This window comes from Microbulbifer harenosus (genome assembly GCF_005771435.1).
In the GTDB taxonomy this organism is placed as follows: Bacteria; Pseudomonadota; Gammaproteobacteria; order Pseudomonadales; family Cellvibrionaceae; genus Microbulbifer; species Microbulbifer harenosus.
The window spans coordinates 211,852-224,077 of record NZ_VANI01000015.1 but is presented as its reverse complement, the minus strand read 5'-3'; the positions used below and the strand labels follow the sequence as shown (position 1 = coordinate 224,077).

Genomic DNA, 12,226 nt, shown 5'->3' with positions numbered 1-12,226 from the left:
TTGCTCGGAATGCTGTACCTAGCCTCAAGATAAATCCTGAGATTTGGCGTAATTCATTGACATGAGTTACTTGCTTCCGATAAATCTTTTTCTAGCCGAAGCCAGAATGTTCGATCCATCGCTCCGCAAGCACCCACACATATTGCTTGATCGAATTTTTAAACAACTCAGCGTGACGCTCGGTCATCACTGGGGACGCGTATTCTACACATCCAATCTGCTGAAGCAAGTGCTTTCTGGCAGACTTTTTTTGGCTTCGGAAACGTTAAACGTCAACGCTTCCGAGCACCTCGGCCACCGCTTTCGGTGACCTTCGAAGTGGCGCGCATTATAGCGACCTCTTCGACCTTGGCAAGCGCTTTCTGAAATTCTTTTTCAGGGAAAACCCTTTGAAAATCAACAGCTTACTTTGCCATCCCGCCGCGCTTTGAGTTGCCTCGTCAGCGGCGAGGGCGCGAACAATATATGGAAGAGCTGCAAGTGGCAAGAAATACTTCACTTCCACCAACCGCAATCCGGCTACCGCTCACAAAAAAGCACCCTCACTTGAGAGTGCTTTTTATATGGCGGTGAGGGAGGGATTCGAACCCTCGATGAGTGTTAACCCATACGCCCTTAGCAGGGGCGCGCCTTCAGCCACTCGGCCACCTCACCGTACAACTTCATATCCTGCCTGGCAGGTTTTCAGCAACTTTGAACAATCACTCTTGGCCGCTGAAAGTGTGCGGCATAATACCAGCGGCCTGACAAAAATCAATGGGGAATCAATAACTTTTTGCGATTTCTTCAGGAGCGCCTATAAATTACTCAGACATTAAAAAAGGCCGCCGTAGCGACCTTTTCGTGCAGGGTTCCACCTGGAAGACGAACCTCAATCAGCGCCACCTTCGTTAGAAGGCTGCTTCTCACGCTGAATGCGCTGGTAAATTTCTTCGCGATGAACAGCAACTTCCTTCGGTGCGTTGACACCGATCCGCACCTGGTTGCCTTTTACACCCAACACGGTAACCGTCACATTGTCACCAACCATCAGTGTCTCACCGATACGGCGGGTTAAAATCAACATTACCTACTTCTCCTTGATCATCCTGTGATTTGGCACGACCGGTTATCCCTGGCCCGCGCCTAGGGCCATAATAACCCGAGAAAGCTGCAAACCGAGAATCTTGTCCGTTACTTTATTCAGTATTACCCAGACGTCGAAAATCTCAACAGGTCGCACCAGGCGCCAAACAACCAAATTGCTATGGTTGTCGGTGCCATCCATCACTCTGGTTATAGCTACTCCGAAGCCCTGGGCTCGGACAGTTCAAAGGCGCTATGGAGGGCTCGCACAGCTAGCTCCAGGTAACGCTCATCTATAATGACTGAAATTTTAATTTCAGACGTGGTAATCATCTGGATGTTGATGTTGTCATCCCCCAGAGCCTCAAACATGCGTGACGCCACATTAGCATGTGACCGCATCCCCACCCCAACGATCGAGACCTTGGCGATCTTGTCATCGGAAACCACTTCACGTGCCCCGAGCTCTTCCGCCACCCGTTCCAGCACCTTTCGCGCCTTGCTCAGATCATTGCGGTGCACGGTAAACGTGAAGTCAGTAGTGCCGTCGATCGCGCTGATGTTCTGTACAATTACATCTACTTCGATGTTTTCAGCCCCGACCGGCGCCAGAATACGACAGGCCACTCCGGGGGTATCCGGCACACCGCGGATTGTGAGCTTCGCCTCGTCGCGGTTGAACGCAATGCCGGAGACTACAGGCTGTTCCATTTCGTTGTCTTCCTCATCCAGACTAATCAACGTGCCATTACCCTCTTCAAATGTGGAGAGTACACGTAATGGCACTTTATATTTCCCAGCGAATTCAACCGCCCGAATCTGCAACACCTTCGAGCCAAGGCTGGCCATTTCCAGCATTTCTTCGAAAGTGATGCGATCAAGACGACGCGCACTATCCACAACCCGGGGATCAGTGGTGTAGACGCCATCAACATCGGTGTAGATCTGGCACTCGGTTGCATTCAAAGCTGCCGCCAGGGCAACACCCGTTGTATCTGAGCCGCCGCGACCGAGAGTCGTGATATTGCCCTGATCATCTACACCCTGAAAACCGGCAACGACGACGACTTTTCCGGAGTCGAGATCTCGGCGCATTCGCTCGACATCGATATGTTGAATACGGGCCTTGGTGTGGGCATTGTCGGTAAGAATCTTGACTTGCCCGCCAGTATAAGAGCACGCGTCGTAGCCACGTTTTTTCAGCGCCATACTCAGCAATGCGATGGTCACCTGCTCACCAGTTGATACCAGCACGTCCATCTCGCGGGGGTCCGGATGCTCCTGGATCTGCCGGGCCAGATCGATCAGGCGGTTGGTCTCTCCACTCATTGCGGAAAGCACTACCACCATATCGTGACCCTGCGCCTTGAAGCCGGCCACCTTGTCAGCAACGGCCTCAATGCGCTCGACCGAGCCCACAGAGGTGCCACCGTATTTCTGCACGAACAAACTCATCGTTCTAGTGTTCCTTACTACCGTATGCGCGGTACCCAAATCGCGCGTGTCGCGCACTTAATCACCAAACCCGAGGCAAATCAACTGCAACGACGCAATTAGTGCTGAAGCGAAGCTTGCGATTCCCAGATCGCCGATATAATCGGCTGATTGGTTTCACTTGATATTGTCTTTCACCCACTCTGGCACTGCTTCGAGCAGCGCCGGCAGTGCGTCGACATTCACACCGCCGCCCTGCGCCATATCTGGGCGACCACCGCCCTTGCCGCCCAGCTCACCAGCGGCAAAACGCATCAGATCGCCAGCCGCCAATCGACCGGTCAGGTCCTTGGTTACCGCGGCAACCAGCGCAACCTTGCCTTCACCTGGCGCAGCCAGCAGCAACACTCCGCTGCCCAATTTGCTTCTCAGCTGATCCGCCAAGTCCCTCAGGGACTTTGCATCCGCACCTTCGATAGAGGTCGCCAGCAGTTTCACACCAGCAACTTCAATCACTTCACTGCTGAGGTCGCCGCCAGCACCGCTGGCAAGCTTGGTTTTCAATTGCGCCAGCTCTTTTTCCAGCTTGCGATTGTTAGCCAGCAGCTGCTCCACCTTCTCCGCCAGATTTTCCGGTCGGGCTTTCAGCAGCGCCGCCGTGTGATCCAGCCGCTGCTGGGCCTGGTCAAAAAGAGCGAGCGCATGCGCGCCGGTAACAGCTTCGATACGTCGCTGTCCGGATGCAATACCGCTCTCCCCCACGATGCGCAGCAAACCTATGTCACCGGTGCGCTTTACGTGGGTGCCACCGCAAAGCTCCACAGAGAAGGTTCCGGAATTACTGTGTTCACCCATGGACAGGACACGAACGGTATCACCGTACTTTTCACCGAATAGCGCCATGGCTCCTTTCGCTTTAGCGCTTTCGATATCGGTTTCTTCAGTCTCTACCGGTGTGTTCGCGCGGATTTGGCTATTGACCAGCGCCTCAATCGCACGCAGTTGCTTGGTAGTCACGGCTTCGGGGTGAGAAAAATCGAAACGCAAGCGTTCGGAATCCACCAGTGAACCCTTCTGGGCGACATGCTCACCAAGCACTTTACGCAAGGCCGCGTGAAGCAGGTGAGTAGCCGAGTGATTGAGTGCGGTGGACTGGCGCACCTCTGCCGCCACATCGGCTTCAACCTCGTCACCTACCACAATGCTTCCGGACAGGAGTTTGCCATGATGCAGGTGGTGGCCACCCAGCTTGGTGCAATCGGAAACCTCGAAACGACCAGACGCTCCCTGCAGGTAACCACTGTCGCCGACTTGGCCGCCAGACTCCGCGTAAAACGGCGTGCGATCCAGAACCACGGCTCCCGATTCGCCCTCCTCCAGGCGCTCGACCTGCTCGCCATCTTTGACAATGGCCAGAACTTTACCAACTGCAGAAGTGCCGCTGTACCCGAGGAACTCTGTTGTACCTTCGATATTCAAACTGCCGGTATAGTCCTGCTTGAATTTGCCCGCCGCCCGAGCGCGCTGACGCTGCGCTTCCATGGCGGTTTCGTAACCGGCCATATCCAGAGTCAGGCCGCGCTCACGGGCAATATCCTGCGTCAGATCTGTCGGGAAACCGTAGGTATCATGCAAAGTGAAAACGAGGTCACCCGGCACTTCGGTACCTTCGAGCGTCTCCAGAGCCTCATCCAGCAGCGCCAGTCCTTTGTCGAGCGTTTTAGCAAACTGCTCTTCTTCTTTACGCAGAGCGTTCTCGATGATGGACTGCTTTTCACGCAGTTCGGGATAGGCCTCCCCCATTTCCTGCACCAGCGCCGGCACCAGCTTGTAGAAGAAAATCTCGTTGTGGCCGAGTTTGTGACCGTGGCGGATCGCGCGGCGAATAATGCGGCGCAAAACAAACCCGCGCCCCTCATTGGACGGCATGACACCGTCAGCAATCAGGAAAGAGCAGGAGCGGATGTGGTCGGCAATCACGCGCAGGGACTTTTCTTCGGTATCGGTACAACCGACGATCTCTCCAGCCGCCTTCAACAAGGCCTGGAACAGGTCAATTTCATAATTCGAATGCACTCCCTGCATGACTGCGGCGATACGTTCGAGGCCCATACCAGTATCTACGGAAGGCTTGGGCAGCGGGTGCAGTTCACCGTCGGCGGAACGCTCGAACTGCATGAATACCAGGTTCCATATCTCGATATACCGATCCAGATCGTCATTTTCCGAACCGGGCGGGCCACCGGGAACATCCTCACCGTGATCGTAAAAAATTTCTGAACTGGGACCACAGGGACCGGTGTCGCCCATCTGCCAGAAGTTGTCTTCATCCAGACGGGAGAATCTGTCCGCGCTGACCCCGACTTCTTTCAGCCAGATATCAGCAGCTTCATCGTCGCTAATGTGAACGGTAACCCACAGGCGCTCTTCCGGGAGATTCAGCACCTTGGTCAGAAATTCCCAGGCAAACTGAATCGCTTCACGCTTGAAGTAGTCACCGAAGCTGAAATTGCCCAGCATTTCGAAAAAGGTGTGATGGCGCGCGGTATAGCCGACGTTTTCCAGATCATTGTGTTTGCCGCCGGCGCGCACACAGCGCTGCGAGCTGGTCGCCCGCACATAGGGGCGCGGATCCTGCCCGAGGAATGTATCCTTGAACTGCACCATGCCGGCATTGGTGAACAACAGGGTCGGGTCATTGCCCGGCACCAGAGAGCTGGACGCCACACGGGTGTGCCCCTGCTCGGCAAAATAGTTGAGAAATGCTTCGCGTATCTGTGCGCTCTTCATCCAGCCAATTTCCACATCGTCAGTAATAAACATCGGTACCGGCGATCGGTACCATTCTTCGAAATCTCTGCTCAGCCCTGCAGACCGTCGGCCAGCCCAGCTTCAGGCATCTTGCGTTGAGCCAACAAATGGATGTGCAGGTGAAACACGGTCTGCCCCGCGCCGCGGCCGTTGTTGACCACCAGGCGGAAACCATCGTCCAGTTTGAGGCGCCGTGCCATTTCAGCGGCCACCCACATCAGGTGCCCCAACAACGGCGCGTCTTCTACCTGCGCCTCCGCGAGACTGACCAGCGGCTTGCGGGGAATGATCAGAAGGTGTGTCGGCGCCTGAGGTGAGCGATCTTCTATGACGATACATTGATCATCGTCGTATAGCCGCCGAGCCGGCAGCTCCCCGGCCATGATCCGGGTGAACACACTACTTTCCGCCATTTTCCACCTCCCTGGTACGGCCGCATTCGCTGCGGATTTACTTTTCCAGCTTTTCGTCCGTTGTCAGCTGACGGGCTTCCGTCTCCAGCATGACCGGGATGCCGTCCCGGATCGGGTAGGCAAGACCACTGGCCTTGCACACCAGTTCCTGGGTTTCTTCGCGATATTCAAGCGGTGCCTTGCTGACGGGACAGACCAGCAGACTCAACAGTTTCTTGTCCATGATTCACTCTGCGCAGGCCCGAAGCCCGGGATGACCGGGCCTCAGGTCAAAAATGACCGCGTATGGTACAACGCTTTTCGGGGGTTTTCACCGGCCGCCGGAGGAATTGCAGTAACAGAAATCGCGGGAATACGGCCGGCCTCAAGGGCTGACCGCATCGCGCAGGGCTGGAGAGGGGGACCGGGAGAGCGCATTGAGGTGGCCAACCAACAGATCCAGGGCTTTATCACCATCTTCCGGTTCGTTAAAAATCTCGTGGTAGGCACCGGGAAAGCGGCAAAGTCGATGCACACTGCCCGACAGGCCATTGAACCAGCGGTGACTGGCAGATACATCGACCAGCATATCCTGCTCAGGCAACAGCAGCAGGCAGGGGATCTTTAGCGCTTCGGGTTGCGCCAGCAGCTGCTCCCGCACCCGTCGGTAACCCGCATACCACCGCGGGGTTATCCTTCCGTGCACGAGCTCGTCGCCGCGGTAGGCCTCAACAATGTCGGGATCGCGACTGATCCACTGGGTCTGCAGGCGATTTGACAGTGGCAGCCCCGGGCATATATGACCCAACAGTTTCAGTAACCCGAACTCAACGCCACTCGGTTCGTTAGCCCCGACGAATGCGGGCGCCGAAAGCACAAGACTCTCAACGGCGCAGTCGTCCATCGGGTATACCACACTCGCACAGGCAATCACCCCACCCATACTGTGGCCCAGCAGATGAAGCGATAATCCCGGGTTTTCATGCCTTACCAGGCGCACAAATCGACACAGATCCCGAGAATAGTCGAAAAAATCGCCAACATCTCCGCGGCGGCCTGGAGACTGCCCGTGCCCGTAGTGATCCAGGACATACACGCTATAGCCTCGGGCGTTCAACTCGCCCGCCAACCGTCGATAGCGACCACTGTGTTCACCGAGACCGTGGGAAACGACTACGACACCCAGCGCGCATTCCACCCACCATCGCCGGTAGTGCAACCGGATTTCTCTGGATTCGAAATACATGGCACTCCTTTTCTTATGCTTATGTACGGATACTGCCACTTCGATGTTATCGAAGTATTTCCGAAAAGGGCTTTGTGCCGACCGCACCACAGGCCGAGCACTCCCTATTGGTTGATGTCATCTCATCATTCGCGTCCATCTGCGCGATAACTGCGACAGGCCGCCACCGCCCGCCCCCAACCATCAAGTAAGGCGCGGCGCTGAAGTTCGCCCATCTGGGGCAGGAAATCCTGCTCGATATCCTGCAGGGATTCGGGAAAGCGTTCACTTTCCCAGATACCGACACCGATCCCCGCAAGAAGCGCAGCCCCCACCGCGGTGGACTCAATCTGACGCGGCCGTTCGACCCGCAAGCGGGAAATATCCGACTGGAACTGCATCAGAAAGTTGTTAGCACTGGCGCCACCGTCTACCCGCAGACATCGCAGTTCCACGCCTAACGCCTGCGCCATCAGGTTCGCCAGCTCATGACTCTGATAGGCAATGGACTCAAGCGTTGCCCGCACCAGTTCCGCGCGCCCGGCCCCACGGGTCAGGCCAAAAATTGACCCGCGCGCTGCTGCATCCCAATGAGGGGCGCCGAGACCACTGAATGCAGGTACCAGATAAACACCACGCGTGTCAGGAATTGTCTGCGCAATTGACTCCGTATCCGCCGCTCTTTGAATGATACCCAGATCATCCCGCAGCCACTGCACCGCAGCGCCAGCATTAAACACCGAGCCCTCAATGGCAAATTGCGGTTGCCCAGAGCGGTCACAGGCAATCGTTGTCAGTAGACCTTCCGGTACCAGCGGCCGGCGCTTCCCCGCACTGGCGAGCATAAAGCACCCAGTACCGTAGGTATTCTTAAGACTGCCGGGCTGGATACAGCCCTGCCCGAACAGGGCGGCCTGTTGGTCGCCGGCGACACCGGCGATAGGCACCTCGGCACCGAGGAAAGCATCCGCCGCAGTCCGCGCGAAGATACCGGCAGAGGGCGCGATATCAGGGAGAATCGAGCCTGGACAATCGAACAGGCCCAACAGATCCTCATCCCACTGACGGCGATCGAGATTGTAGAGCAAGGTCCGGCTGGCATTGGTGTGATCGGTAAGGTGCGCCCGGCCGCCAGTCAGGCGCCAGATCAGCCAGCTGTCCACGGTACCAAAACAGAGTTCTCCGGCTCTTGCACGGTGATGGAGTTCAGGAAATCGACGGAAAATCCAGCTCAATTTACTGGCGGAAAAATAGGCATCAAGCAGTAGTCCCGTACGCGCCCGCACCATGGCTTCGGCACCGGCCTGCTTAAGTTCTGTGCAGATACCCGCAGAACGACGGCATTGCCAGACAATGGCGCGATGTACGGGCTCACCGGTCTTCCGATCCCAGAGAACCGTAGTTTCGCGCTGATTGGTGATTCCCATGGCGGTCAGGTCTGTGGCGGCAATTCCGGCACGCTGCAGGGCGGCAGCACTCACCTTGAGTGTCACCTGCCAGATCTCCTCAGCATCGTGCTCAACCCAGCCAGGACGAGGGTAGTACTGGGGGAATTCAGAATAGCTGCGACCACGCAGCTGGCCGTCAGCATCGAAAATAAAGGCGGTGGTACCGGTCGTACCCTGGTCGAGAGAGAGGATCATCGCGGCTCGCTTCTGGTTATTCTACAGCCGGTCGACCCACCGGGGTGGGTGCTGTTGCTCACCCGGGCAGTATATACGCTGTAAACAGCCCTGGGGCAGCCCAGATGTTTACCACTCAGGAGCCACACTGCCCGCAATCAACTTTGCTACTGGCTTCGCCCGGCGTCTAACTCGGCCAGCGCAAACTGGATTGCATCGGAAAAAAAGCCCCGGTAGGCGAGGTAACGCTGTCGGCGGGCGCGCTCTTTCATCTGTTCTTCCCGGGTTGCCGCAGAGTCTATGGGGCGGTGGAACTTACGCTGCAGCAGGTCCAGTGCGAGCTGGTACCAATCGACCTCCTCCTGCATCTGATCCATGGCGCCCTGCACCAGCGCGGATTCCACCCCCCGCAGCTGCAGTTCCTGGCGGATGCGCAACGGCCCCTGCCCCCGCTGTACACGGGAGCGACAGAATACTTCCGCAAAGCGTTTGTCGGACTGGTAATTAAGCTCCTGCAAACGCACTAGCACCCTGTCGAACGTAGCCTCGAAATCCCCATCAGGGTACTTGGAACGAAGTTTCTGGCGCAGCTCCTGACAGGAGTGCTCGCGGCGGGAGAGGAGATCGAGTGCGCTGGTGAACAGCGCCTGAAAGAATTCGGTGGAATCCACCGCAGCTGTAGGACTGGTAGAGAAAGCAGTCTCCGACAGCCCACCTTCGGGGCCGCCGGAAACGTATCCTGGCACAGACAAAGTCAGTCTTCCGCAGCTTCCACTGCCGGTTGGGCAGCGCCGGCACCAGCATCACCCAGTAGCAACGCACGCAGCTGGGACTCGATGTCGTTGCGGATATCTGCGTTTTCTCGCAGAAACTTGACCGCATTAGCCTTGCCTTGACCGATCTTGTCGCCCTTGTAGCTGTACCAAGCACCAGCCTTGTCCACTAGACCATGCTTCACGCCATAGTCGACGATTTCACCCAGCAGGTTGATACCCTCACCATACATGATCTGAAATTCGGTCTGCTTGAACGGTGGCGCCACCTTGTTCTTGACCACTTTGACGCGGGTCTCATTACCGACCACTTCCTCGCCATCTTTCACCGAGCCGATGCGGCGGATATCGAGACGCACGGAAGAGTAGAACTTGAGCGCATTCCCCCCGGTGGTGGTCTCCGGAGAGCCGAACATCACGCCGATCTTCATACGGATCTGGTTGATGAAGATACACAGGGTGTTGGTGTTCTTGATATTGCCGGTCAGTTTGCGCAGTGCCTGGGACATCAGGCGCGCCTGCAGGCCGACGTGGGAGTCACCCATTTCACCTTCGATTTCCGCACGCGGGGTCAGCGCCGCCACGGAGTCCACAACCAGCACGTCCACCGCACCGGAACGCACCAGCATGTCCGCCACTTCCAGCGCCTGTTCGCCGGTGTCCGGCTGGGAGACGATCAGCTCATCCACATTGACGCCGAGCTTCTCCGCGTAAATCGGGTCGAGCGCGTGTTCCGCATCCACGAAGGCACAGGTACCGCCCTTGCGCTGGGCCTCGGCAATCACCTGCAGGGTCAGGGTTGTTTTACCGGAAGACTCCGGGCCATAGATCTCGACAATACGGCCGCGGGGCAGACCGCCAATACCGAGAGCCACATCCAACCCCAGTGAGCCGGTGGAAATGGCGGGAATACGCTCGCGCCCTTTCTCCCCCATGCGCATGACGGTGCCCTTGCCAAACTGGCGCTCGATCTGAGACAGCGCCGCCTGTAATGCCTTGTCTTTGTTGGAATCCATGACCTTTCCCGTGTACGTGAAGATTGGTTATTGGGAGGGAGCTTAGAGAAAAATTACTGTATAAGCAACCAGTAATCTGGAATCAGCGGTTCCCGGTCGGCAAAATCTACCGGGAGTTCGAACGGAGGAATTACTTGCGGTGGGACTCGGCAATCGACAGCAGACCGCGCAGCGCCTCGGCCACCGTCTGCGCCTGAATCTCGGCACGCGTGCCATGAAAGTGCATGCAGCGCGCATCCGCCTGTAGCGGTTCCTGCCCCACGCCGTGCGCCCATGCAATCCAGACGGTACCCACGGGTTTCTCATCGCTGCCGCCGTCCGGTCCGGCAATGCCACTGACCGCGACCGCAATGTTGGCATCCAGTCGGTTCAGTACACCCACCGCCATCTGTCGCACCACCGGCTCACTGACAGCGCCAAACCGATCCAGGTCCTGTTGGTCCACGCCGAGAAAATCCCGCTTGATACGGTCTGCATAAGAGACCACGGCGCCATCAAACCAGGCAGATGCCCCCGCAACCGACGTAATGGCGGCGGCAATGCCGCCCCCAGTGCAGGACTCAGCTGACGTCACCCGCCACTTCAGCCTCTGCAGCTCACTACCCAGCGTCTCCGCCAGGCCTTGAATATCGAGATCGACCAATTTACCCCTCCTGATCAGTCGCAGTGCATCAGATATCGCTGGCGCCAGACCCTGATCCCTGCTTCGGCGCGCAACTGGAGAACTGATAGGCTACATTGCCCACCGGATCGAAGCCCAGCTCCAGAGCCGCATCCAGCATAGCGGTGGGAATACGATGCAGCAGAATGTCACCGGTGGCACCACCACACACCGACGGGTACATGCGATCCGTGCGCACCCCGCAGCGGGATTCAACCACCTGAATACCGCCATCTGCCAGCTTACCGCGACTCTGCTCCACGGTCAGACCGCCACCTTCACACTGTTTGGTACCGCGCGACTCCATCACCCACAGGGTGTCTGTCACCTGCCCCTGAGGACCGGTACCCTGTTGTGTTTCCGGCGCAGAGGGCGCCGCGCCGCTTTCGCTGCCCTCCGATTCTGTCGACATCGTGTCGCCTCCCGCATTCCTCGGGTCAACCGATTTGGTGTCGCGATCACCACAACCTGCGAGCGCCAGCACCGCAAGAGCCGCGATCGCCACCATCCACTTTCTGAAGTCCATTGTCTGCTCCTCTGCTTTTCCGGTCTCTGGCTGACGGACGCGGTGCAAAACCGTGTGCCGCCCCTGTCAGCTTAGCGCGAGCCAAACGCCCACGCCCAACATCAAGGTTCCCGCCATTCGATTCATCAGGCGCACATTCTCGCCCCGGTGCAGCAGCCGACTCAAGGTTCGGCCGCCACTGGCATAGATCAGCAGGCACACGAGTTCCAGAAGCAGGATAATCGCCAACAGGACACTCATCTGCGGCAACAGAGCCCTGTCCTGCTGAATAAACGGCGGCAGCAGCGCGATAAAGAATGCCCAACCTTTGGGGTTCGCCACAGCAGTAACAAACCCCTGGGTCATCATCGAAAACACAGACATCATCGGTATGCCTTGCGCGCTCGGCTCCACCAGTAGCATGCGTCCACGGGCACGCCACATCTGCATACCGAGATAAGCGAGATAGGCCGCGCCGCAATATTTGAACACCTGGAACGCGGTGGGGTACTTCAGCATGAACGCGGCAATCCCGAGTACCGCCGCGATAGCCACCGTTGCCACCCCACACAGCTCCCCCAGCATCATCCACAGCGTGCGGCGCACCCCGTACGTCATCCCCATGGTCAGCGCCAGGGTCATACACATACCCGGGGTGATAGAGACAAAGAAAAATGTCGGTACAAACAGCGCCAGAACAGACCAATCGAGCATAACAACAT

The 12,226-nt window shown here is 57.4% G+C and carries 12 protein-coding genes and 1 tRNA gene; all 13 read right to left on the bottom strand.

Annotation, left to right across the window (positions count from 1 at the left end; all coding sequences use genetic code 11):
- Positions 1 to 564: 564 nt before the first annotated feature.
- The 13 genes from FDY93_RS14985 to FDY93_RS14925 all read right to left on the bottom strand — a co-directional run bounded on the left by FDY93_RS14985 (position 565) and on the right by FDY93_RS14925 (position 12,218).
- Positions 565 to 654 (bottom strand) — tRNA-Ser (locus FDY93_RS14985).
- Between the two features lie 217 nt (positions 655 to 871).
- Complete coding sequence (csrA, locus tag FDY93_RS14980) at positions 872 to 1,066, bottom strand: carbon storage regulator CsrA (protein ID WP_138236559.1); 195 nt, start codon at positions 1,064 to 1,066, stop codon at positions 872 to 874.
- A 215-nt stretch (positions 1,067 to 1,281) separates the two neighbouring features.
- Complete coding sequence (locus FDY93_RS14975; protein WP_138236558.1) at positions 1,282 to 2,520, bottom strand: aspartate kinase; 1,239 nt, start codon at positions 2,518 to 2,520, stop codon at positions 1,282 to 1,284.
- Positions 2,521 to 2,676: 156 nt separating this feature from the next.
- Positions 2,677 to 5,289 (bottom strand): alanine--tRNA ligase, encoded by a 2,613-nt coding sequence (gene alaS / locus FDY93_RS14970; RefSeq protein ID WP_138236577.1) that lies wholly within the window; start codon positions 5,287 to 5,289, stop codon positions 2,677 to 2,679.
- A gap of 71 nt (positions 5,290 to 5,360) precedes the next feature.
- Positions 5,361 to 5,723 (bottom strand): histidine triad nucleotide-binding protein, encoded by a 363-nt coding sequence (locus tag FDY93_RS14965; protein WP_138236557.1) that lies wholly within the window; start codon positions 5,721 to 5,723, stop codon positions 5,361 to 5,363.
- Positions 5,724 to 5,760: 37 nt separating this feature from the next.
- Complete coding sequence (locus FDY93_RS14960) at positions 5,761 to 5,949, bottom strand: Trm112 family protein (RefSeq protein ID WP_138236556.1); 189 nt, start codon at positions 5,947 to 5,949, stop codon at positions 5,761 to 5,763.
- 138 nt (positions 5,950 to 6,087) lie between these two features.
- Positions 6,088 to 6,948, bottom strand: coding sequence for an alpha/beta hydrolase (locus FDY93_RS14955; RefSeq protein ID WP_138236555.1), 861 nt, complete (start codon positions 6,946 to 6,948; stop codon positions 6,088 to 6,090).
- Positions 6,949 to 7,073: 125 nt separating this feature from the next.
- Positions 7,074 to 8,570, bottom strand: a complete 1,497-nt coding sequence (glpK, locus tag FDY93_RS14950; RefSeq protein ID WP_138236554.1) for a glycerol kinase GlpK — start codon at positions 8,568 to 8,570, stop codon at positions 7,074 to 7,076.
- Positions 8,571 to 8,716: 146 nt separating this feature from the next.
- Complete coding sequence (locus FDY93_RS14945; RefSeq protein WP_240914338.1) at positions 8,717 to 9,295, bottom strand: regulatory protein RecX; 579 nt, start codon at positions 9,293 to 9,295, stop codon at positions 8,717 to 8,719.
- An 8-nt stretch (positions 9,296 to 9,303) separates the two neighbouring features.
- A complete protein-coding gene (gene recA, locus FDY93_RS14940) occupies positions 9,304 to 10,338 on the bottom strand; it encodes a recombinase RecA (protein ID WP_138236553.1) in 1,035 nt (344 codons plus the stop codon).
- 130 nt (positions 10,339 to 10,468) lie between these two features.
- Complete coding sequence (locus FDY93_RS14935; RefSeq protein ID WP_138236552.1) at positions 10,469 to 10,981, bottom strand: CinA family protein; 513 nt, start codon at positions 10,979 to 10,981, stop codon at positions 10,469 to 10,471.
- A 28-nt stretch (positions 10,982 to 11,009) separates the two neighbouring features.
- Positions 11,010 to 11,525 carry a hypothetical protein gene (locus FDY93_RS14930; protein WP_138236551.1) on the bottom strand — a complete coding sequence of 172 codons (516 nt, stop codon included), beginning with the start codon at positions 11,523 to 11,525 and terminating at the stop codon, positions 11,010 to 11,012.
- 66 nt (positions 11,526 to 11,591) lie between these two features.
- The gene (locus FDY93_RS14925; RefSeq protein ID WP_138236550.1) at positions 11,592 to 12,218 is read right to left on the bottom strand and encodes a LysE family translocator; all 627 of its coding nucleotides are present in this window, start codon (positions 12,216 to 12,218) and stop codon (positions 11,592 to 11,594) included.
- Between the last annotated feature and the right edge of the window lie 8 nt (positions 12,219 to 12,226).